The 23,511-nt window shown below is 61.3% G+C and carries 17 protein-coding genes; 8 read left to right on the top strand and 9 right to left on the bottom strand.

Annotated elements, in window-relative coordinates; genetic code table 11:
* The 7 genes from QOM08_RS02095 (at nt 1) to QOM08_RS02065 (ending at nt 9,109) form a co-directional block, all read left to right on the top strand.
* Nucleotides 1-729, top strand: coding sequence for a class I SAM-dependent methyltransferase (locus tag QOM08_RS02095; RefSeq protein WP_139048621.1), 729 nt, complete (start codon nt 1-3; stop codon nt 727-729).
* Nucleotides 726-1,208: a DUF3261 domain-containing protein gene (locus QOM08_RS02090; RefSeq protein ID WP_274090505.1), complete on the top strand. Its 483-nt coding sequence runs from the start codon at nt 726-728 to the stop codon at nt 1,206-1,208. Before QOM08_RS02095 ends, QOM08_RS02090 begins: the two co-directional genes overlap by 4 nt.
* Nucleotides 1,205-2,401: a beta-ketoacyl-[acyl-carrier-protein] synthase family protein gene (locus QOM08_RS02085; protein WP_316912500.1), complete on the top strand. Its 1,197-nt coding sequence runs from the start codon at nt 1,205-1,207 to the stop codon at nt 2,399-2,401. Before QOM08_RS02090 ends, QOM08_RS02085 begins: the two co-directional genes overlap by 4 nt.
* Entirely contained in the window at nt 2,398-2,865 is a 468-nt protein-coding gene (locus QOM08_RS02080; protein WP_047225951.1) for a hotdog family protein, read from the top strand. Before QOM08_RS02085 ends, QOM08_RS02080 begins: the two co-directional genes overlap by 4 nt.
* Complete coding sequence (gene fabG, locus QOM08_RS02075) at nt 2,862-3,590, top strand: 3-oxoacyl-ACP reductase FabG (protein WP_076382977.1); 729 nt, start codon at nt 2,862-2,864, stop codon at nt 3,588-3,590. The genes QOM08_RS02080 and fabG overlap by 4 nt, the downstream gene beginning before the upstream one ends.
* Nucleotides 3,590-4,816 (top strand): beta-ketoacyl-ACP synthase, encoded by a 1,227-nt coding sequence (locus QOM08_RS02070; RefSeq protein WP_047225953.1) that lies wholly within the window; start codon nt 3,590-3,592, stop codon nt 4,814-4,816. Before fabG ends, QOM08_RS02070 begins: the two co-directional genes overlap by 1 nt.
* A gap of 240 nt (nt 4,817-5,056) precedes the next feature.
* Entirely contained in the window at nt 5,057-9,109 is a 4,053-nt protein-coding gene (locus QOM08_RS02065; protein ID WP_316912499.1) for a dermonecrotic toxin domain-containing protein, read from the top strand.
* Nucleotides 9,110-9,232: 123 nt separating this feature from the next.
* Here QOM08_RS02065 and QOM08_RS02060 read toward each other — a convergent pair whose 3' ends face one another.
* Nucleotides 9,233-9,676 carry a DUF2846 domain-containing protein gene (locus QOM08_RS02060; protein WP_047225955.1) on the bottom strand — a complete coding sequence of 148 codons (444 nt, stop codon included), beginning with the start codon at nt 9,674-9,676 and terminating at the stop codon, nt 9,233-9,235.
* Between the two features lie 59 nt (nt 9,677-9,735).
* Nucleotides 9,736-10,647: a LysR family transcriptional regulator gene (locus tag QOM08_RS02055; RefSeq protein ID WP_274090500.1), complete on the bottom strand. Its 912-nt coding sequence runs from the start codon at nt 10,645-10,647 to the stop codon at nt 9,736-9,738.
* Nucleotides 10,648-10,787: 140 nt separating this feature from the next.
* Here QOM08_RS02055 and QOM08_RS02050 point away from each other — a divergent pair, with 140 nt between their 5' ends.
* The gene (locus QOM08_RS02050; protein WP_316913210.1) at nt 10,788-12,041 is read left to right on the top strand and encodes an MFS transporter; all 1,254 of its coding nucleotides are present in this window, start codon (nt 10,788-10,790) and stop codon (nt 12,039-12,041) included.
* Between the two features lie 35 nt (nt 12,042-12,076).
* Here the strand turns inward: QOM08_RS02050 and QOM08_RS02045 are convergent, their stop codons facing one another.
* The 7 genes from QOM08_RS02045 to aroK form a co-directional block, all read right to left on the bottom strand.
* Nucleotides 12,077-12,292: a hypothetical protein gene (locus tag QOM08_RS02045; protein WP_410479122.1), complete on the bottom strand. Its 216-nt coding sequence runs from the start codon at nt 12,290-12,292 to the stop codon at nt 12,077-12,079.
* Nucleotides 12,293-12,610: 318 nt separating this feature from the next.
* Nucleotides 12,611-13,678, bottom strand: a complete 1,068-nt coding sequence (hemE, locus tag QOM08_RS02040) for a uroporphyrinogen decarboxylase (protein WP_316912498.1) — start codon at nt 13,676-13,678, stop codon at nt 12,611-12,613.
* Between the two features lie 240 nt (nt 13,679-13,918).
* On the bottom strand, nt 13,919-15,337 hold the full coding sequence (locus tag QOM08_RS02035; RefSeq protein ID WP_047225960.1) for an FAD-dependent oxidoreductase: 1,419 nt from the start codon (nt 15,335-15,337) through the stop codon (nt 13,919-13,921).
* Nucleotides 15,338-15,370: 33 nt separating this feature from the next.
* Nucleotides 15,371-19,819, bottom strand: a complete 4,449-nt coding sequence (gene gltB, locus QOM08_RS02030) for a glutamate synthase large subunit (protein ID WP_047225961.1) — start codon at nt 19,817-19,819, stop codon at nt 15,371-15,373.
* Between the two features lie 349 nt (nt 19,820-20,168).
* Complete coding sequence (locus QOM08_RS02025) at nt 20,169-21,731, bottom strand: AAA family ATPase (protein WP_316912497.1); 1,563 nt, start codon at nt 21,729-21,731, stop codon at nt 20,169-20,171.
* Between the two features lie 10 nt (nt 21,732-21,741).
* On the bottom strand, nt 21,742-22,842 hold the full coding sequence (aroB, locus tag QOM08_RS02020) for a 3-dehydroquinate synthase (protein ID WP_047225963.1): 1,101 nt from the start codon (nt 22,840-22,842) through the stop codon (nt 21,742-21,744).
* Nucleotides 22,843-22,989: 147 nt separating this feature from the next.
* Complete coding sequence (gene aroK, locus QOM08_RS02015) at nt 22,990-23,508, bottom strand: shikimate kinase AroK (protein ID WP_003196983.1); 519 nt, start codon at nt 23,506-23,508, stop codon at nt 22,990-22,992.
* Nucleotides 23,509-23,511 lie beyond the last annotated feature (3 nt).

Below are 23,511 nucleotides of genomic sequence, written 5' to 3'. Positions count from 1 at the left end.
ATGAGCTACCTGAGCGACAACTACGTCGAAGAGACCCGCTTCGGCTTCTGGTTCCTGCGCAGCCACACCTGGCAGCACCATGTCTTGCGGGTGGCGATCAATGACCTGCGCAACCTTTTCAGCGGCCCGTTGCCGGTGGCTCCGGTGCTGCTCGATGCCGGTTGCGGCCAGGGCAAGTCGTTCCAATACTTGCGCCAGGTGTTCGCGCCACAACGCCTGATCGGCGTCGACGCCGACCCTCACAGCCTGGACCTGAGTCTTGCGGAAGCTGCACGCCAAGGCATGGCCGTGGAACTGGTCGGCAGCGATTGCGCGACGTTGATGGTGCCTGATGACAGCGTCGACCTGCTGTTCTGCCATCAAACCTTTCATCACCTGGTGGAGCAGGAAAAAGCCCTCGCCGAGTTCTATCGCGTGCTCAAGCCCGGCGGCTATCTGATGTTCGCGGAGTCCACAGCGGCCTACATCGATACCTGGGTGATCCGCTGGCTGTTCCGTCATCCCATGCACGTGCAAAAAAGTGCCGCGCAGTACCTGGAGATGATCCGCGATCAGGGTTTCCAGTTCGAAGCCGCCAACGTCTCGTATCCCTATCTGTGGTGGAGCCGCGCCAGGGATTTCGGCCTTCTCGAACGCTTCGGCCTGCGCCGCCCGCGGCCCTTTGGCGAGCGGGAGGAAACCCTGATCAATGTAGTGGCCCGTAAACCCGTTGAAGGGACTGTCGAATGATTCGTGCGCTGCTTTTTGGCTGCTTGCTGTTGCTCGGGGCCTGCGCCAGTCAGGCGCCGTTGCCGGAACGCACACCAACCCTGGCACTGCCGCTGCAGTTGCATATCGAGCGGCAAATGGCCGGACAGCGCCAGGATTGGCTGCTGGTGATCCAGCGCGAAGGCGCCGGTATCCGCTGGTCGATGCTGGACCCACTGGGCATTCCCCTGGCCCGCCAACGCCTGGTGGACGGCCAGTGGCAAGCCGACGGACTGCTGCCACCCAATGCCGAAGCCCGTGAGCTTTTCGCCGCGCTGTTGTTTGCCCTGACGCCTGAAACCGAGCTGCCGGACAACTACCCCACCGCCCGGCAAGAGGTTCGGCAACGAACCCTGGGCCAACGCTGGCAAGTGCGCTACAAGCAACCGCTGGATTTTGAACTGGGCCTGCACGAAGGCCCGCACTACCGCATCATGCCGTTGACCGAGAGTACCCCATGACCGCTTATTTGAATGCCCTGGGGGTAATTTGCGCCCTGGGCCGGGGTAAAGATGAAGTGGCGCGCAACCTGTTTGCCGGCGACTGCGGCGGCGTGCGCGTGCAGGATGGCTGGGTGGCCGAACGTAAATTGCCGGTGGCCTCGGTGCCCGGTGAACTCGCTTGCATACCGCAATCTTTGATCGCGCACCGCAGCCGCAACAATCAGTTGCTGCTCGAAGCGGGGCTGCAGATTCTCGATGAGATCGATCAGGCCATCCAGACCTACGGTCGCGCTCGCATCGGTGTCGTGCTGGGCACCAGTACCTCGGGCATCGAAGAAGCCAGTCAGGGCATTGCCCATTACCTGCGTGAGCAGCACTTCCCCGACGGCTACGACTACCAGCAACAGGAACTGAGCGCGCCGGCCAACTTCCTTTGCGACTGGCTGGAGCTGAGCGGCCCGTCCTATGTGATATCCACCGCCTGCACATCCAGCGCCCGGGCCTTGATGAGCGCCCGACGCCTGCTCGACCTGGGCCTGTGCGATGCGGTGCTCTGCGGCGGCGTGGACAGCCTGTGCAAACTGACCCTCAACGGCTTTTCGGCCCTGGAAGCGGTATCGGGGGAGCGCTGTAATCCGTTTTCGGTCAACCGCAGCGGCATCAACATCGGCGAGGCCGCGGTGCTGTTTCTCATGAGCAGGACGCCGGGACATCCGGCACCGATCGCCTTGCTGGGTGACGGCGCCAGCTCCGATGCCCACCATATTTCAGCGCCGGAGCCCAGTGGTCGCGGCGCTCGCCAGGCCATGGAAAAAGCCTTGCGTCGCGCCGGCCTGCAACCCGGCCAGATCGATTACCTGAACCTGCACGGCACCGCCACGCAACACAACGACGCCATGGAAAGCCAGGCAGTGGCCGGGCTGTTTCCAGCGGGCGTGCCCTGTTCGTCGACCAAGCCCATGACCGGCCATACCCTCGGGGCCGCCGGGGCGCTGGAAGCGGCGTTCTGCTGGTTGAGCCTGAGTACGCAAAACACCGCCCAGGCCTTGCCGCCGCATGTCTGGGACGGCCAGGCCGATCCTGCACTGCCGGCATTGAAGTGGGTCACTACCGACACCCGCCTGAACCCGACATCACCGCGCCGCCTGATGAGCAACTCGTTCGCCTTCGGCGGCAACAACGTCAGCCTGATTATCGGAGACGCCCCATGATTGACTGGCCGCTCGCCGAACTGCTGCCCCACGCCGGCGACATGATTCTCATCGACCGCGTCCTGGCGTTCGATGATGAGCAGATCCACACCCTCGCCACCGTCAAGCCCGGAGGGTTGTTCAGCCGCGACGACGGCGGGCTGCCGGCCTGGGTCGGCATTGAATTGATGGCCCAGAGCGTCGCCGCGTTTGCCGGTTGTCATGCACGCCGCCGCGGCGACGCCGTGGAGCTGGGTTTTTTGCTCGGCACCCGCAAGTTCGAATGCAATGTCGAGTTTTTCCCGGCCGGGACCGAATTGACCATCCACGGTTTGCGCTCGCTGGAAGACGACAACGGCATGGGCGTGTTCGAATGCCACATCAACGCCCCGGGCATTCATGCCATGGCCCGGTTGAATGTGTTCCGGCCACCTCAGCCAGCCCACTACCTTCATGAACCGTCCGCAACAGGAAATACGCCATGACTGAATCCGTACTGGTCACCGGCTCCAGCCGTGGCATCGGCCGTGCCATCGCCCTGCGCCTGGCCCAGGCCGGGTACGACATCGTGCTGCATTGCCGCAGCGGGCGCGCCGAGGCTGAAGCCGTCCAGGTCGAAATCCAGGCGCTGGGCCGCAATGCCCGGGTGCTGCAATTCGACGTGTCGGACCGCAGCGCGTGCAAAACCATTCTCGATGCTGATGTTGAAACCCACGGTGCCTATTACGGCGTGGTGCTCAACGCCGGCCTGACCCGCGACGGCGCATTCCCGGCCTTGAGCGAGGACGACTGGGATGTGGTGATGCGGACCAACCTGGACGGTTTCTACAACGTCCTGCACCCGGTGATGATGCCGATGATCCGTCGGCGCGCCGCTGGGCGAGTTGTTTGCATCACCTCCGTTTCGGGGCTGATCGGCAATCGCGGCCAGGTCAATTACAGCGCGTCGAAAGCCGGCCTGATCGGCGCGGCAAAGGCGTTGGCAATCGAGTTGGGCAAGCGCAAGATCACTGTCAATTGCGTCGCGCCCGGACTGATCGATACCGCCATGCTCGATGAAAACGTGCCCGTGGAAGAACTGATGAAAATGATCCCCGCCCAGCGCATGGGTACCCCGGAAGAAGTCGCGAGCGCGGTGAATTTCCTGATGTCCGCCGAGGCCGGCTACATCACCCGGCAGGTCCTGGCCGTCAACGGAGGCCTGTGCTGATGAAGCGCGTCGTCGTTACCGGCATGGCCGGCATCACCTCTCTGGGCAGCGACTGGGAAACCATCGCCGCCAACTTCGCCGCCAACCGCAGCGGCATACGACGCATGGATGAATGGGACCGGTTCACCGAGCTGAATACACGCCTGGCCGGGCCTGTCGATGATTTCCAGGTCCCGACCCACTGGACGCGCAAGCAACTGCGCAGCATGGGTCGGGTATCGCGCCTGGCCGTCGGCGCCGCCGAACAGGCCCTGGCCGATGCGGGGCTGTTGGGCGATGAGTCGATCAAGGACGGGCGCATGGGCGTCTCCTGTGGTTCGTCAACCGGCAGTACCGACGAGATTAAGGCGTTCGGCAACATGCTGCTCAACAGCGTGGCCGAAGGGTTGAACGCCAACTCCTATGTACGGATGATGCCCCACACCACGGCGGCCAATATCAGTATCTTCTTCGGGCTTACCGGACGGCTGATCCCCACCTCCAGCGCCTGCACCAGCGGCAGCCATGGCATCGGCTATGCCTATGAGGCAATCAAGTTCGGTCGCCTGCCGCTGATGCTCGCCGGCGGCGCGGAAGAGCTCTGCCCGACCGAAGCGATGGTCTTCGATGCGCTGTACGCCACCAGCCTGAAAAACGACGCCCCGCAGACCAGCCCACGGCCCTATGACAAGGACCGCGATGGCCTGGTGATCGGTGAAGGCGCCGGCATGCTGGTACTCGAAGAACTGGAGCACGCCCTGGCCCGAGGAGCGCGAATCCATGCCGAAATCGTCGGCTTTGGCAGCAACGCCGACGGTCAGCACGCTACCCGTCCCGAACTGAGCACCATGCGCCGGGCCATGGAACTGGCCCTGGAAGACGCTGGCCTGGAACCTGCCGCCATCGGCTACGTCAACGGCCACGGCACCGCCACCGAACAGGGCGACATCGCCGAAACCCTGGCCACCAGCAGCCTGTTTGGCGAGCACATGCCCATCAGTTCGCAGAAAAGCTTTCTCGGTCATACCCTCGGCGCCTGCGGTGCGCTGGAATCGTGGTTCAGCATCGAAATGATGAACCGCGATCTCTACGTGCACACCTTCAACCTCGATGAGGTCGATCCCCAGTGCGGCAAGCTCGACTACCTGTGCAATGAGTTCAGGTCCATGAGCAACGAGTACGTGATGAACAACAACTTCGCTTTTGGTGGGGTCAACACCTCGTTGATTTTCCGCCGCTGGCGCTGAGTTGGATTGATATCCCTGTTGCCCGTGATCAAGGAATGAGGGGCTGCGACCGGCATTGATCGGCTTGCACCTGGCAGCCAAAACAATCTGTGGGAGCAAAACTTGCTCCCACAGATGCAGTGGCTTCGACCGTTTCGTTCGTACACCGCCTGACGCCGCTGCAGGCGGTATCTATCTACCACCCTGCCTCCATTCTTCTCCCATAGGTTGCTCCTTCCGAAAATTTCTCAGGAAGAGAACATGCTGGAAGACAACCCGTTACAGGCCGACAGTGCCACGGCCACAAGCGCTGCGCTGATAAACCGGCTCAATGCCTCGCAGCAGCAGATGATCCACCTGAACGGCGCCGTTCCGCGTGCGTCGAAGGTGACAGCCCAACATATGGAGTACTGGCTGGCGAAAGCCTTTCCCAGCCTGGCGAACACTCTGGTAGCCAAAGACATACTGGTGTGCCGGCGGCAGGACGAGCCGACTTCAAAACGAACGGTGGTGCAGACTGTTCCCCTCGATACGCTTTTCTGGCGCGCGATTGCCGGCGAGATCAACGCGCGCGAGTTCTTCCTCGAATTGGACAACATCGACATCGTCACGCGTAAGGACGATGCCACGCAAATGCCGGCAGTCCTCAATAGTCGTGACGCAAAGGAAGAGATCAAGCGGCGGATAAGCGTCACGCCCGCGTCTCATGCACGACTGCTGGAGCGGGCGCTGGAGCATTTTTGGGATAAACCTGCCGAGTTCAGCCAAGGCCGCAGTGTCAGCGACTGGCTGGCCGATGAGTTCGGCAGGCAACTCAAGGCACAGGCGGATCTCCACCGGCTGGACGCTGTGTTGAGCCTGCCGATGCACAAAGCGGTGGCGGACTTCGCCCTGTCGGCGCCGGACGGCGCGTCCCGTGCCCAGCTGGCGGAGCGTGTCCGGCCCGGGGTCTACGGTTTGAATCTGACCCCCGAAGGGTGGGGGTTCAGCGTACCGATGCCGGGGGCGGTTGCGCTGACGCAGCATGATAATGCCGATCATCCGGGGGGCGCGGTGCTATGCAGCCCGGGTAGCCCACTGGAGGTTTACGCTGACTTGACGGCGTTGAAGGCCAGCCTGGTGGAAGACGGCACTCAGGATACGGTGAGCACGGCGTCAATGGCGCAGAACTTTCTCGCTCGCCTGGTCACTGACCTGAGAGCGGCGCAGAAAACCGCCGTGAGCGAGGTTCTATCCAGCGGCCCGGCAGAGGGAGAGAGTCTCACCACCTGGATGGCCAGGATAGATGCGGCGGCGGACCTCAGGCACAAGCTGGATTTGGCTGGCGCCATGGACGAGCGCGAGTTACGGCTGAACCGGAAAAAACTGCACGACTGGCTGCACCGCGACCCTAACGTTATCGGCAGCGACCGTCTGGCCTGGTGGAAGGCCGTGCACGACTTGCAGCAAACCCTGACAGATTCGCCACCACCACCGGACCCGGTCACCCTGGCAACCCCTGACGCCCTTCATGACCGGACTCGCACCCTGCTTGCCAGGTTCATCAAGGAGAAGTACCCACCGGTCGATCCTGACCAGGTCTCTCTGAGTATCCGCAAGCATCTGCTCGATCCGCACGCCCCGACAGGCGAGTCGCCATTCGGCTCCGGGCTCTCGTCAGGCAAGGTGAAGGGCCTATTTGATGACCGCCGCTCCCTGACGCAGTGGGCAATGTCCAACCTGACGCCGGAGGAACGCACGGCCAGCGACACCACGGTGGAAGGTCCGCTGAGTTTTGCGCAGATTGTAGAAGTCATTGAACGGGCAAACATCGGTGCCCGGCTCTCGCCCGCGTTGCAGCTCGCAGCCCGGGAGCAGCAAGCACAGTGGATGTCCCTGAAGGCCAAACAGATGCGGGCGCAGGCGTGGGCCGCCCATATCTCGGGCGACTTTACCCACGACAAGGACAATACCGGGCTGAACCTGGTGCTGGCGGCACTGGACAGCCCGACGCCGCAGGGGCGCAGCAAGGTCAACGGACATGAGGTGGTGGTCCGCCAGATCCAGTGGGGTGACAGCGTACTCAAGGAGCTGCTGGCCTTTGGGGTGAAGACCCTTGGCAGCCGGCCTTCGTTGACCCTGTACACACCAGAAGCACCGGACGGCAAGCAGTTCAGGGACGTCGATGCGGCAAGCGACCGGGAGCTGGAGGCGGCCCTGGTGCGGACGCTCACCGCCACGCCGGAAATGACCCGCTGGCTGATTTCGCATCTGCCGCTGCTCAAGCAAGCCGATCAGCTTGCCAGCCTGGTGCCGTCCGCGGAAAACCTGACCCTCAACGAGAAGATCAAGAAAGTGACGCAACCCACGTTCTCCTGGATCAAGCACAGGGTTCAGGACGACTTCGCATTGAAAGTCTATTCGCCCGTGGTTAAAGGCAACCTTTTCAAAGCGCTGCATGAGACGCAGATCACCCAAGCGATCCAGACGGCGGACCTGCTGACCGTGACCAACGCCGAGCGCGACAGCACAGCGGCACAAGATGGGCGCAGGACTGCAGTCATGCTACTGACGGGGGCGATGTCAATGTTCTATGCAGGCCGGCTGGGTGGGGTACTGGGCCGCGCGATTCTGCCCGTGATGACCGGCGGCGCTGCGGTGTCGGCGATAAAGGATGAGGGGGGCAGCTTCAGCCAGTGGACGAGTGATCTTATCAGCGGGCTCGGTGAGGTACTGGCAGAGGGCGGTCAGGACCTGATCATGTCCCGCGCGGCACGGCGCCGGGGTAAGCCTCGCCCGGCACTTTCAGCCTTGCCCCGCATGCCGGACCCGGAGCTCGAACCGTTTATCCTCAGAGGGTTCGACGGCAAGGGACTGGTGCCCGAGGGGCGCAATCGGTACAGGGACGCCGGTGGGCAGGGTTATCTGAAGCTGGGCAAGGACTACTGCAAAACCGCCATACAAGCAGGCGAACGAATCATCTACGGGCCGAACAACCGTACCGACCAGCGGACGGTAACCTGGGAAAATGGCCGCTGGCAGATCGAAGAACCAAAACGGCTGCTCGGTGGTGGAGTCATACAAAGCCTGTTCGGTCGGACTCCGGAAACCCCGCAACAGAAAACCTATAACGCGTTGGTAGAGGGCGTCCTCGTCGACCATCAGTGGCCGTCTCGGGCAGTGGTGAATACGGCAAAAAAAGTCATCTACTCGATGCCCGAGGAACTGGCAGAGCGTATCGTGCGCGAGAGCATGAATGACATCCACGTACGCGACATAGACACTTATCGCTCACGAATAAACTGGATAAACAAAGGACACCAGGACCTCACGCAACATAAAAAGGCCCACGACAGCCTGCTGTATAAATACAACGTATGGCAGGCCGTCGACTACTGCACCAGAGACATCGACTCCCAGGCAAGAGGGATCCAGCTGACGGCCGCTCAAAAGATAAAAGTATTCGACATGACCCTGCCGCTGAAAAGGGAGCTTTTCGACAGCGAAGGCAACTTCAAGATGATGATGTCCTCCTTGCCCGACAATCTCACCGGCGCGTCATTCATTACCATCATCCCTGAACAGGGGAAAAAGAAAGCCGCCATGACTAAAATCCAGGACGATATTCATGACGTGGTCGAGGCAGCGGAAAAGCGCGTCTGGGTCGATCTGGGCGAACGGTACTCAGGGACGGGACCCGAGGTGGAAGCGGCCAGGGAACAATATAAACAGAACCCTGAAAATTTCCGGGCGTATAAAAGTAACAAACTCAGCGCGTTCAGGGACGAGATGAAAAAAAGACACAAGCCCGGCCTCCTGACCGAAATCCGCAACCATAAGATTCCTTATGTCATCGTCAACAAGGGCAAGTCGCAGCGGAAAACGTTATTGGTCACCGGCGAGGACATCACGAACTTCAGTAAAAACCTCTCGAACTACGACACGTTTGATATCGAGGTCGTGACCCAAGTCCCGACGAAGAAAGTCACCGGCAAGCCTGCGGCCGCGACCGCCCCCCTCGCTGTTGCGGAAGGCCCGGTTGTCGCAGACAAATTTTCGACAAGCACCAGCCTGCTGGCCGAGTCACAGATGTCATATGACACTTTTACTGAGGCAGCCAAAACGAAAATAACGGAAATCATGGCTGACATTCGTGCAGGCCGGGTCACCACCAAGCGCATCAACCGGTATTACTGGTACGACATGGCGCAACTGTCACCCGGGAGTGGCAGAGGCGCATGGCGCGCTGCCTTTGAACGCAAGGGCGAAACCTGGACCCTCCAGGGGTTTTATGACTATCACGTCAATAGGCCGGCGACGGTTTGGGAGGGTTAAGTAAAAAGTCGTTCATCGCAGACGGTTTTCCCGCTGGGTTTGCACAGACCGATGATGCGGCCATGAACGACGAAGGGCGCCTTTGGGCGCCCTTCAATGAATAGCTCGGTGCAGGCAGCCGAGTTATTGGGCCTGAATCAATTTGCTTTCAGCCACCCCGGCGCGGCCGGTTTTTTCATCGACAACCTGCAGGTTGTTCCGCGCTTTGATGAAGCCCACTTTCACTTCCTGCCAGACGAAATAGTTTTTCCCGGCTTCTGTGCTGAGCTTGAGCTCTGAGTCGTTCTCCGCTGATGACACCAGGGTCTGCTGGCCAGCCGGTACTGACAGCATCAAGTACGACTTAGCGACAGTCTGGCCTACAGCTTTACCGTTGAGCGTTACCGGCATTTTTACGCCAGCGCCCATGCTCTCGTTGCGATAAAGGTAGATGTTGGCTTTGTCGGGGACAGTCTGGAATGTTTTTGCCTGAGCATCCTGAGTGTCATCCGCCATTTTTACCGAAGCGCAGCCCGTGGTCAGCGCGGCGACTGCCAGCAAAGCGGTGAAGGTCAACTGCTTGAACATCCTGTTTCTCCATGGTTTGTGGGTCGAACAACGGGTTATCGGCTGACACATGCAAATATTCAGGCTTCTTCCGGCATAAGTTGTTGTCCCCTATTGGTCAACAACTCCACAAACGCCCTTGCCATCGGCGAGCACTGATCCTTGCGTTGCACCAGCCACACCGCCGACATTGCCGCCGGATCAAGCAGTGGCCGGTAGACCACGCCGTCAATACGCATGCGCTGGTAGGACGCCGGCAGGACCGAGACGCCCAGCCCCGCCGCCACCAGGCCGATGATGGTCATGGCCTCACCGGCCTCCTGGGCGAAGTTCGGGCTGAAGCCGGCGTCGCGGGCCAGGCTCAGGAGTTGTGCATAGAGGCCGCTGCCGTAGCTGCGGGGGAAGAACACGAACGGTTCCTGGGCCAGTGCAGAGAGGAACAGGCCCCCTTCGCTGCCCTGGGCCAGTGGATGCTTGGAACTGAGCACGGCCACCAGCGGCTCGCGGCTCAATTCGATCTCCCGCAGGGAGTCGGGCAGCGGCAAGGGCCGCATGATGCCCACCTCGATTGCCTCGTCCACCAGGGCGTCAGCCACTTGGGTGCTGCTCATTTCCCGAAGGTTCAGGTGTACAGCGGGAAAGCGCTGGCGAAACGTGAAAATCGCCTGGGGGATGGTGGAGTTGAAAGGCGCCGATGATGTGAAGCCGATTTTCAGCTCGCCCAGTTCGCCCAACTCTGCGCGGCGGGCGACATCGGCGGCCTTGTCGACCTGAGCCAGCACCTGTCGGGCCTCTTCGAGAAACAAACGTCCGGCTTCACTCAGTTCGACGCGACGATTGGTGCGATTGAACAGCCGCGCGCCGATCTCTTGCTCCAGTGCCTGGATCTGCTGGCTAAGGGGCGGCTGGGAGATGCCCAGCGCCAGCGCGGCGCGACCAAAATGCAGTTCTTCGGCAACGGCTATGAAGTAACGCAGATGACGCAGTTCCATAAGCAATCCAATAGGTCGTAGAACGTCTTAAACAGGTCGAACAATATATTGGATAGAAACATTAACCGGCTATATGCTTTTTCCATTGCCTGCCTGGTCGTGCTCCTGCGAGGTTCACCGTGAAAACTGCTGTCGCTCCACTGGCCCATGAGATCCCTCCGCCTGCCGATGATGGCGTCACCGGACGCAAAGACATCTACATCGAAAAAGGCACACCGTTGTTCATGCGTACGGTGCTGGCGTTGTTTTGTGGCGGTTTTGCGACCTTCGCCCTGTTGTATTGCGTGCAACCGATGATGCCGCTGCTCTCCGAAGAGTTTTCCATCAATGCCGCCCAGAGCAGTCTGATCCTGTCGGTGGCGACCGGCCTGCTCGCCGTCGGGCTGCTGATCACCGGCCCGATTTCCGATCGCATCGGCCGCAAGTCAGTGATGGTCGCGGCGCTGTTTGCCGCGGCGTTGTGCACCATTGCCAGCGCGATGATGCCGACCTGGCAGGGTGTACTGGTGCTGCGCGCTCTGGTGGGGTTGTCGTTGAGCGGCGTGGCGGCAGTCGCGATGACTTACCTGGGTGAAGAAATCCATCCCAAGCACATTGGCCTGGCGATGGGCTTGTACATCGCCGGCAACGCCATCGGAGGCATGAGCGGCCGCTTGATCGCCGGGGTGCTGATTGACTTCGTCAGCTGGCACACCGCGATGCTGGTGGTCGGTGGCCTGGCCTTGATCGCGGCGGCGGTGTTCTGGAGGATTCTTCCCGAGTCACGCAATTTCCGCCCCCGCTCGCTGCATCCGCGCAGCTTGCTGGACGGTTTCACCATGCACTTTCGCGATGCCGGGTTGCCGCTGTTGTTTCTCGAAGCCTTCGTATTGATGGGTGCATTCGTGACGCTGTTCAACTACATCGGCTATCGCCTGCTGGCCGGGCCTTATCACTTGGACCAGGCCTTTGTCGGGTTGCTCTCGGTGGTCTACCTGTCGGGTATCTACAGCTCGGCGAAAGTCGGCGCACTGGCCGACAAACACGGCCGGCGCAAAATGCTCTGGGCGACCATCGCGCTGATGCTGGCCGGTCTTGCGCTGACCATGACCACGCCGCTGTGGCTGGTGATCCTGGGCATGCTGGTGTTCACCTTCGGCTTCTTCGGCGCTCACTCGGTCGCCAGCAGCTGGATCGGCCGCCGCGCAACCAAAGCCAAGGGACAGGCCTCGTCGTTGTACCTGTTCAGCTACTACGCCGGCTCCAGCGTCGCAGGTACGGCTGGCGGGGTAGCCTGGCATCTGGGCGGATGGAACGGTGTCAGCCTGTTCATCGGCGGCTTGCTGGTGGTGGCGTTGCTGGTGGCGGTGAAACTGGCGAAGTTGCCGGTGTTGCCGGGCAACGCTCAGGTTTGAGCGGACACTGTTCAGGCGCTGGCCCGCCGCTCAAGTCATTGCCCCAACACCATCCGCGCGTCCAGGACACCGTTGCGCACTTCCAGGCTCAGCACCTGCAAGGTGGCGCCGTCCCGCTCGTGTCGGTCCAGCCAGTCGAGCAGTCGATTGGCATCGCCACTGACGGCAAGCCGTAACGAATCACCGTCGATCTCCAGCTCCGCCAGCTCCAGCCCCGCGGCCGTCGCACTGTCGTTGATCCTGACGGACAAAGAGCTCGTGGCGGTCGTAGCGCCGGTGGGTTACAGGCGCTGGATCCGGGCAGCGAGTTCGGCCTGCTGCCAATACTGACGCTCGGCCAGGTCGAGCCGATGTCGGGTGGGCTGCCAGATCGAGGTAAATAGAAGGAACAATCCCTGAATCTATTTTTCCGAGCTCAGAAGAAAAACTTCTTACAGGCAAAGTTAGTTATTAAACAAAAGAAAACAGGCAAACCGATAAAGATAACCAACTTGTTTCATTGAATAATTAACAGGCAAAAAAAAGCCTGCCTGGAACGAATCCCGACAGGCTGGATGAGCGAGCTACGATCAGTCGTGGTATTGCGCCGACAACTCATGCACCGCGCGCAGGAAAGCACCGGCGTGTTCCGGATCGACTTCCGGCGTAATGCCATGGCCAAGGTTGAACACATGACCGCTGCCCTTGCCATAGCTGGCGAGGATGCGCCCGACTTCGGTGCGGATGGCTTGCGGTTTGGCGTAAAGCACAGTCGGATCCATGTTGCCTTGCAGAGCGACTTTGCTGCCGACACGCGCGCGGGCGTTGCCAATGTCGCAGGTCCAGTCCAGGCCCAGGGCGTCGGCACCGGCATCGGCGATGCTTTCCAGCCACAGGCCGCCGTTCTTGGTGAACAGGATCACCGGTACTTTACGACCTTCATGTTCGCGGATCAGGCCGCTGACGATCTTGCGCATGTAGGCCAGGGAAAACTCCTGGTACGCCGCCGCCGAGAGATTGCCGCCCCAGGTGTCGAAGATCTGCACCGCTTGCGCACCGGCCAGGATCTGCCCGTTGAGGTAGGACGTCACCGACTGGGCCAGCTTGTCCAGCAGCAGGTGCATGGCTTGCGGGTTGTCGTAGAGCATCGCCTTGGTCTTGCGGAAGTCTTTCGACGAGCCGCCTTCAACCATGTAGGTGGCCAGGGTCCAGGGGCTGCCGGAGAAGCCGATCAGCGGCACGCGACCGTTGAGTTCTCGACGGATGGTGCTGACCGCGTCCATGACATAACCCAGGTCCTTCTGCGGATCGGGAATCGGCAGGGCTTCGATGTCGGCCAGAGTGCTGACGACTTTCTTGAAGCGCGGGCCTTCGCCGGTCTCGAAGTACAGACCCTGGCCCATGGCGTCGGGAATGGTGAGAATGTCGGAAAACAGAATCGCCGCGTCCAGCTGCGGGTAACGATCCAGCGGCTGCATCGTGACTTCGCAGGCGAACTGGGGATTCATGCACAGGCTCATGAAGTCGCCGGCCTTGGCCCGACTGGCGCGGTATTCCGGCAAGTAGCGACCGGCCTGACGCATCATCCACACGGGGGTGACGTCTACGGGTTGCTTGAGCAGGGCACGGAGGAAACGGTCGTTCTTCAGGGCAGTCATGTCGGCATCCGGAAAAAAAGTGCGGGCATTTTCTCAGAGCGCGACGCAAAAGGCACGGCAAGAGCCGTGCCTTTTATCTATCGGGGCAATTTGTCGCGGTATCAGGCAACACCTAAAACCACTGTGGGAGCGAGCTTGCTCGCGATGAGGGCATCACATTCAACATTTTCGTCGACTGATTCGCCGCTATCGCGAGCAAGCTCGCTCCCACATTTGATTGCATTCCCATTCAGGAAATGATCAGACCCCCAAGTAATCCAGAATCCCTTCCGCCGCATTGCGGCCTTCGAAGATCGCCGTGACCACCAGATCGGAACCCCGGACCATGTCGCCGCCGGCGAAGATCTTCGGGTTGCTGGTCTGGTGCTTGTACTGGCCCTGTTCCGGAGCCACGACGCGGCCCTGGCTGTCGGTCTGGATGCTGAACTGCTCGAACCACGGCGCCGGGCTTGGGCGGAAGCCGAAGGCGATGACCACGGCATCGGCCGGGATGATCTCTTCGGAACCGGGGATCGGCTCAGGGCTGCGGCGGCCACGGGCGTCCGGTTCGCCGAGACGGGTCTCGACCACCTTCACGCCCTCGACCTTGTCTTCACCGACAATGGCGATCGGCTGGCGGTTGTAGAGGAACTTCACGCCCTCTTCCTTGGCGTTCTTCACTTCTTTGCGCGAGCCGGGCATGTTCGCTTCGTCACGACGATAGGCGCAGGTCACCGACTTGGCGCCCTGGCGAATCGAAGTGCGGTTGCAGTCCATCGCCGTGTCACCGCCGCCCAGCACCACGACCTTCTTGCCTTTCATGTCGACGAAATCTTCCGGCGACTTTTCAAAGCCCAGGTTGCGGTTGACGTTGGCGATCAGGAAGTCCAGCGCGTCGTAGACGCCCGGCAGGTCCTCGCCGGCAAAGCCGCCCTTCATGTAGGTGTAGGTGCCCATGCCCATGAATACGGCATCGTACTCTTCGAGCAGTTGCTCCATGGTCACGTCCTTGCCTACTTCGGTGTTCAGGCGAAACTCGATGCCCATGCCGGTGAAGACTTCGCGACGATTGCTCAGCACGGTCTTTTCCAGCTTGAACTCAGGGATGCCGAAGGTCAGCAGGCCGCCGATTTCCGGGTTCTTGTCGAACACCACCGGGGTCACGCCACCGCGCACCAGCACATCGGCGCAACCCAGGCCCGCCGGGCCGGCCCCAATGATCGCCACGCGCTTGCCGGTCGGCTTGACCTTGGACATGTCCGGGCGCCAGCCCATGGCGAACGCGGTGTCGGTGATGTATTTCTCCACCGAACCGATGGTCACCGCGCCAAAACCGTCGTTGAGGGTGCATGCACCCTCACACAGGCGGTCCTGCGGACACACCCGGCCGCAGACTTCCGGCAGGGTGTTGGTCTGGTGGGACAACTCGGCGGCCTGGAGGATGTTGCCCTCGGCCACCAGCTTCAGCCAGTTGGGAATGAAGTTGTGCACCGGGCACTTCCATTCGCAGTACGGGTTACCGCAGCCCAGGCAGCGGTGGGCCTGGTCGGCCGACTGCTGGGGTTTGAAAGGCTCGTAGATTTCCACGAACTCTTTCTTGCGTTGACGCAACAGTTTCTTCTTCGGATCCTTGCGCCCGACATCGATGAACTGGAAGTCATTACTCAGACGTTCAGCCATTGTTAAAACCTCATCAAACTCTTCAGGCGCATATCACTGCGGGTTGGCACGGGTGCTGGAAAGCAACGATTTCAGGTTGGCAGCCTTGGGCTTGACCAGCCAGAAACGACGCAGATAGTCATCGAGGTTTTCGGCGAGTTCACGACCCCACTCGCTGTCGGTTTCCTCGACGTATTCGTCCAGCACGCGCTGCAAGTGGCTGCGGTAGGCTTCCATCGCCTCGCCGCTGATCCGCTGGATTTCCACCAGTTCGTGATTGACCCGGTCAACGAAGGTGTTGTCCTGGTCGAGCACGTAGGCGAAACCGCCGGTCATGCCAGAGCCGAAGTTGTAACCGGTCTTGCCCAGGACACAGACGAAACCACCGGTCATGTACTCGCAGCAATGATCACCGGTGCCTTCCACCACAGTGTGGGCCCCGGAGTTACGCACGGCGAAACGCTCGCCCGCGGTGCCGGCGGCGAACAGCTTGCCGCCGGTAGCGCCGTACAGGCAGGTGTTGCCGATGATGGCACTGTCCTGAGTCTTGTAGACGCTGGCCTTGGGCGGAACGATGACCAGTTTGCCGCCGGTCATGCCCTTGCCCACGTAATCGTTGGCATCGCCTTCCAAGTACATATTCAGGCCACCGGCGTTCCAGACGCCGAAGCTCTGGCCTGCGGTGCCCTTGAAGCGGAAGGTGATCGGCGCCTTGGCCATGCCCTGGTTGCCGTGCTTGCGCGCGATTTCGCCGGAGATCCGCGCGCCGATGGAACGGTCGCAGTTGCAGATATCCAGGTCGAACTCGGCACCACTGAGGTCGTTGATCGCCGAAGCGGCCATGTCGACCATCTTCTCGGCCAACTCACCCTTGTCGAACGGCGGGTTGCGATCAACCTGGCAGAACTGTGGTTTGTCCGCCGGGATGAGATCGCTGCCCAGCAACGGCGTCAGGTCCAGGTGATGCTGCTTGGCGGTCTGGCCCTCGAGCACTTCCAGCAGGTCGGTACGGCCGATCAGCTCTTCGAGCGAGCGCACGCCCAGCTTCGCCAGCCACTCGCGGGTTTCCTCGGCGACGTAGGTGAAGAAGTTCACCACCATGTCGACGGTACCGATGTAGTGGTCCTTGCGCAGCTTTTCGTTCTGGGTCGCCACACCGGTAGCGCAGTTGTTCAGGTGGCAGATACGCAGGTACTTGCAACCCAGGGCGATCATCGGCGCGGTGCCGAAGCCGAAGCTCTCGGCGCCGAGGATGGCCGCCTTGATCACGTCCAGGCCGGTTTTCAGGCCGCCATCGGTCTGCACCCGGACCTTGCCGCGCAGGTCGTTGCCGCGCAGGGTCTGGTGGGTCTCGGCCAGGCCCAGTTCCCACGGCGCGCCGGCATATTTGATCGAGGTCAGCGGCGATGCGCCGGTGCCGCCGTCATAGCCGGAGATGGTGATCAGGTCGGCGTAGGCCTTGGCCACACCGGCGGCGATGGTGCCAACGCCGGCTTCTGCCACCAGCTTCACCGAGACCAGCGCCTTCGGGTTCACCTGCTTGAGATCGAAGATCAGTTGCGACAAGTCTTCGATCGAATAGATGTCGTGATGCGGCGGCGGTGAGATCAGGGTCACGCCGGGTACTGCGTAACGCAGCTTGGCGATCAGGCCGTTGACCTTGCCGCCGGGCAGTTGGCCGCCTTCGCCGGGCTTGGCGCCCTGGGCAACCTTGATCTGCAGCACTTCAGCGTTGACCAGGTACTCCGGTGTCACACCGAAGCGGCCGGTGGCCACCTGCTTGATTTTCGAACTCTTGATAGTGCCGTAGCGCGCCGGGTCTTCACCGCCTTCGCCGGAGTTGGAACGCGCGCCGAGGCGGTTCATGGCTTCAGCCAGGGCTTCATGAGCTTCCGGAGACAAGGCACCCAAGGAGATACCGGCGGAATCGAAGCGCTTGAGCACCGATTCCAGCGGCTCGATTTCGCTGATGTCCAGCGGTGTGTCCAGGGTCTTGACCTTGAGCAGGTCGCGAATCATCGACACCGGACGGTTGTCCACCAGCGAGGTGTATTCCTTGAACTTGCCGTAGTCGCCCTGCTGCACGGCGGCTTGCAGGGTGTTGACCACGTCCGGGTTGTAGGCGTGGTATTCGCCACCGTGGACGAACTTCAGCAGGCCGCCTTGCTGGATCGGCTTGCGCGGGCTCCAGGCTTCGGCCGCCAGGGCTTTCTGTTCGGCTTCGATGTCGACGAAACGCGCACCCTTGATGCGGCTCGGCACGCCACGGAAGCTCAGCTCGCAGACTTCTTCGGACAGGCCGATGGCCTCGAACAGTTGCGCACCGCGGTACGAAGCGATGGTCGAGATCCCCATCTTCGAGAGGATCTTGAGCAGGCCCTTGGTGATGCCTTTGCGGTAGTTCTTGAACACCTCATAGAGGTCGCCCAGCACTTCACCGGTACGGATCAGGTCACCCAGCACTTCATAGGCCAGGAACGGGTACACCGCCGAGGCACCGAAACCGATCAGCACCGCAAAGTGATGCGGATCGCGAGCGGTGGCGGTTTCCACCAGGATGTTGGAATCGCAACGCAGGCCTTTTTCGGTCAGGCGATGGTGCACCGCACCGGTGGCCAACGACGCGTGGATCGGCAACTTGCCCGGGGCGATGTGACGGTCGGTCAGCACGATCTGGGTGCGACCGGCGCGCGCGGCTTCTTCAGCCTGATCGGCAACGTTGCGGATCGCCGCTTCAAGGCCGACGCTTTCGTCGTAGTTCAGGTCGATGACCTGACGCTGGAAACCCGGGCGGTCGAGGTTGGTCAGCGAGCGCCATTTGGCCGGGGAAATGACCGGCGAACTGAGGATCACACGCGAGGCGTGTTCCGGCGACTCCTGGAAGATGTTGCGCTCGGCACCGAGGCAGATTTCCAGGGACATCACGATCGCTTCGCGCAGCGGGTCGATCGGTGGGTTGGTCACCTGAGCGAACTGCTGGCGGAAATAGTCGTACGGCGTACGCACGCGCTGGGACAGCACGGCCATCGGCGTGTCGTCGCCCATGGAACCGACCGCTTCGTAGCCCTGCTCACCCAACGGACGCAGCACCTGGTCACGCTCTTCGAACGTCACCTGGTACATCTTCATGTACTGCTTGAGCTGATCGACGTCGTAAAAAGCCGAACCGTGATCGTTGTCCTCCATGGTCGCCTGAATGCGCAGGGCGTTCTTGCGCAGCCATTGCTTGTACGGATGACGGGACTTGAGACGGTTGTCGATGGCGTCGGTGTCGAGGATCTGGCCGGTTTCGGTGTCCACGGCAAAGATCTGGCCCGGGCCCACGCGGCCCTTGGCGATGACGTCTTCGGGCTGGTAGTTCCAGACACCGATTTCCGAAGCCAGGGTGATGAACCCGTTGGTGGTGGTCACCCAGCGCGCCGGACGCAGACCGTTACGGTCGAGCAGGCACACGGCGTAGCGGCCGTCGGTCATGACGATACCGGCCGGGCCGTCCCACGGTTCCATGTGCATGGAGTTGTATTCGTAGAACGCACGCAGGTCCGGGTCCATGGTCTCGACGTTCTGCCAGGCCGGCGGCACCAGCATGCGCACGCCACGGAACAGGTCGATGCCGCCGGTGACCATCAGTTCCAGCATGTTGTCCATGCTCGAGGAGTCCGAGCCCACACGGTTGACCAGCGGGCCGAGCTCTTCCAGATCCGGCATCAGATCGTTGGCGAACTTGGTGCGACGGGCCAGCGCCCAGTTGCGGTTACCGGTGATGGTGTTGATCTCGCCGTTGTGGGCAAGGAAGCGGAATGGCTGGGCCAGCGGCCATTTCGGCAGGGTGTTGGTGGAGAAGCGCTGGTGGAACACGCAGATCGCGGTTTTCAGGCGCTCGTCGCTCAGGTCCGGATAGAAGGCGGTCAGGTCCGCCGGCATCATCAGACCTTTATAGATGATGGTCTTGTGGGAAAAGCTGCAGATGTAGTGATCGGTGTCGGCGGCGTTGGCCACGGACGAACGACGACGGGAGCTGAACAGCTTGATCGACATGTCCTGGTCGCTCAGGCCTTCGCCCGCGATGAACACTTGTTCGATCTGCGGCAGACGCTCAAGGGCCAGGCGGCCGAGGACGCTTGTGTCGATCGGCACCTTGCGCCAGCCCACCAATTGCAGGCCGGCGGCCAGGATCTCGCGATTCATGTTTTCGCGAGCCGCTTGGGCCTTCACCGGGTCCTGATTGAAGAACACCATGCCCACCGCGTACTGCTTGGGCAGGGTCACGCCAAACGTTTCCTGGGCAATGGCACGCAGGAACTCGTCAGGCTTTTGAATCAGCAAGCCACAACCGTCACCGGTCTTGCCGTCGGCGTTGATCCCACCGCGGTGGGTCATGCAGGTCAGGGCCTCAATGGCCGTTTGTAAAAGGGTATGGCTGGGTTCGCCCTGCATATGAGCAATCAGGCCGAAACCGCAGTTATCCTTGAATTCATCTGGTTGGTACAGACCTGCTTTCATAGACACTTTCTCACCAGGCTGCCTCTTATCGAGGCAAATTTCTTTTCAATTCAGCCAGTTGCGTGCCGCGCCGAACGTACGCCAGCTTTGCGGGGGCAAAAGGGAGGTCATTGTACACACCGACACAAGGGCTCACAAATTTGACGACGAAACGTCGCAAATCCATGTCGCATTTGTGAAAGGTTTAAAGCTATACGCTGTGCTAGTCAAAACTTTTTTGGGTTCGACCGCTGCGACTCAAACGCTACTGTGACGCAGACACCACAAGGCGCGCGGCCTGAAAGGTCGCTCGCCCTTGCGGAAATTTTGAGGTGCCGGGAGAGGCGGCCTGGGTAAGGCCGCCGAATCTTCAGCGAGTTGCTGCCAGTTCCTGTTGGACGCTGGCGACAGTGCGAGGCCAAGGTTTACCAGCCTGAACCTTCGCTGGCAAGGCCTTGATGGCGGAAACGGCTGCATCACGGTTGGCGAAATTGCCGTAGGTGATGACATAAAGCGGTTTGCCGTTGAGCATTTTCTTGAAATAACGGTACTCGCCGCCCTGTTCCTTGACGAACTTTTGCGCAGACGCTTCGGAGCTGGTGCCGAGGATCTGTACCACGTAGCTGCCTGGAGCCTGACCGGCGTACCAGTTACCGCCAGCGGCCTGAGTGGCCGGCTTGGTGGCCGGGGCTGGAGCAGGTTTGGCGGTGGCCACCTGGGCGGGAGCCGGCGCAGGCTTGGCAGCCGGAGCGGGCGCCGGGGCTGGGGCTGGAGTTGGCGCTGGTGCCGGGCCAGCCGGCACACCCGCCGGTGGGGCGCTGGTGGTCACGGTTGGCGGCGTATCGCTGGTGTCATCGATCGGTGGTGGCGCGCCGTCGTCACCCTCGGTGATACCGCCAGCGGCCTCAGCCAAGGGACTGCGCATGACCGGTTGCGACTGGCCGACCAGCGGCAGCGGCATCGGCTGGGTGTTACCGGCGAACTCCACCTCCGGAGCACCGCCATTGGGCTGCGCTGCGTCCTGGCCCAGCGGCAGTTGTGCCTGCTCGTTGGCGGGTGCGCCGGTGGTCGGCGCCTTGCTGCGACCCGGCATCAGCCAGGCGGCGGCGATCGCGACCACGACGACGGCGGAAATCGCCAATACGTGTTTCTTCGGCATGTTGAACCCCATACTTGGACGCTTTACCGCTGAGCGGCTGGCAATCATGACTTCGATGAGAGCATCGCGGGCCACCTGATTAATATTTCCAGGCCAGCCATCGGAGCTTTCGTGAATCTCAGAGATCTGATCCGCGGTGAAAAGTTCGATGCCCCGACCGGCGCCTTCAAGGCGTTGGGCCAGGTATTCACGGGTTTCTTCTTCGGTGTAGGGCGCCAGCTCAATGACGTGGAAGCGCTCTTGCTCAAGATTCAGCTGCTCCAGATCGGCGATCAGCGACGACTCACCAAACAGGAAGACGTGGGGACGGCCTTCCGGCGCACCGGCAGCCAGAGCCAGCAAGGCTTCCAGGGCCGACTCGTCGAGTTGCTCGGCGTCGTCCACCAGCAGATAGACTTCCTGCCCGGTCAGCGCCAGTTGCACGATCTGATCCAGAATCGCACCGACTTCAGCCTGGGCGACATTCAGCGCCTGGGCCACCTGACGCAACACACCGACTGCATCACCGGCGCCGCGGGCCGACACCACCACGCTTTGCACCGACTGCTTGTTGGTGCTGGCCACCAGGGCCTGGCGCAGCAAGGTCTTGCCGCTGCCTTGAGGGCCGGTGACCACCAGCAACAGCTGGCTGTAACGCGCCAGGTGATGCAACTGGCCCAGAACCGGTTTGCGTTGGGCGGGGAAAAACTTGAAGCCTGGAACCCGTGGCGCGAAAGGGTCATGACTCAACTGGAAATGGCCGAGGAAAGCCTCGTCGGCATGCAAACTAGTCATCGGAATCTTATTAACCTTTAAGCTGAGCCAGGGCGCGATAATCCGCTCCCAGCGTGGCCTGTAGAACCTCTTTCGGATAATCGTCGGTCACCACAGCTTCGCCCATGTGGCGCAGCAGCACCAGACGCAGGCGACCGTCGATCACTTTTTTGTCGATTGCCATGTGTTCGAGAAAATCGGCTTCGGTCATTTCTTCGGGCGGGATCACCGGCAACCCGGCGCGCTGGAACAGAGCAATACCGCGATCGCGCTCCTGTTCACTGATCCAGCCCAAACGCGCGGACATCTCCAGGGCCATGACCGTACCGGCCGCAACCGCTTCGCCATGGAGCCAGACACCATAGCCCATGTGGGTTTCGATGGCGTGGCCAAAGGTATGCCCCAGGTTGAGCGTGGCGCGCACGCCCGACTCGCGCTCATCGGCACCGACCACCGCAGCCTTGGCCGCACAGGAACGTTCGATAGCGTAGGTCAGCGCAGCCTGATCCAGCGCACGCAGGCGGTCGACGTTTTCTTCCAGCCAGCCCAGGAACGGTTCGTCGCAGATCAGCCCGTACTTGATGACTTCAGCCAGCCCCGCAGACAGCTCGCGGGCGGGCAATGTATTGAGAGTCGCGGTGTCGATCAGCACCACGTTGGGCTGGTAGAAAGCACCCACCATGTTTTTGCCCAGCGGATGGTTGATCCCGGTCTTGCCGCCCACCGACGAGTCCACCTGGGACAACAGGGTCGTGGGGATCTGGATGAAATCAACACCGCGCTGATAGCAAGCGGCGGCGAAACCGGCCATGTCGCCGATCACGCCGCCGCCCAAGGCCACCACCGTGGTGCGGCGGTCATGCCGCGCGGTCAGCAGGCCATCGAAAATAAGCTGCAGGGTTTCCCAATTCTTGAAGGCTTCGCCGTCAGGCAGCACCACGGAAATGACCGAGAAAGCCGACAGGCTGCGGGTCAGACGCTCCAGATACAAAGGTGCGACGGTTTCGTTGGAGATAATCGCCACTTGCCGTCCGGCGATATGCGGCGCCAGCAAGTCGGGCCGGTCCAGCAAACCTTCGCCAATGTGAATCGGGTAGCTGCGCTCGCCCAGGTCGACCTTAAGTGTCTGCATGTGTCCCCACAGTGAAGATGGAATCAGGCGTCCTGCCTGCAATTAACGAAAGTCCACGGTGCCTGTTGTGATGTCAATCGATGGCCATCGGCCACGTCCCGGCGGGCCATGACGGGACGCCGAGGATAGCGCATTTCCCGCGACGCATTAACGGGGTGGCAGTTGCTGCAGGCGATCAAGAATGTCCAGCACCACCATCCGCGGCGGCCGCTCGTCGGTTTCCACCACCAGATCAGCGATCTCCCGGTACAGCGGATCACGCAGCTCCAGCAGGTCGCGCAAGGTCTTGGCCGGGTCGGCGGTGCGCAACAGCGGACGGTTACGATCCCGGGCGGTGCGACCCACCTGCTGCTCGACGGAGGCGTGCAGATAGACCACTCGTCCGCCGGCATGCAATGCCCGACGATTGGCCTCGCGCATCACCGCGCCGCCACCGGTGGCCAGTACCACACCGTCGAACGCGCACAGTTCGGCGATCATTGCCTGCTCACGGTCACGAAAGCCGGGCTCGCCTTCCTTATCGAAGATCCATGGGATATTGGCACCCGTGCGCAATTCAATTTCCTTGTCGGAATCTTTGAATGGCAGGCGCAGCTCTTTGGCCAGCAAACGGCCGATGGTGCTTTTTCCAGCGCCCATCGGCCCAACAAGAATCAAATTTCGCACAGA

Origin of the sequence: Pseudomonas sp. P105, from assembly GCF_032614175.1 — a bacterium.
In the GTDB taxonomy this organism is placed as follows: domain Bacteria; phylum Pseudomonadota; class Gammaproteobacteria; order Pseudomonadales; family Pseudomonadaceae; genus Aquipseudomonas; species Aquipseudomonas rhizophila.
This window is presented reverse-complemented; position numbering and strand designations above follow the sequence as displayed.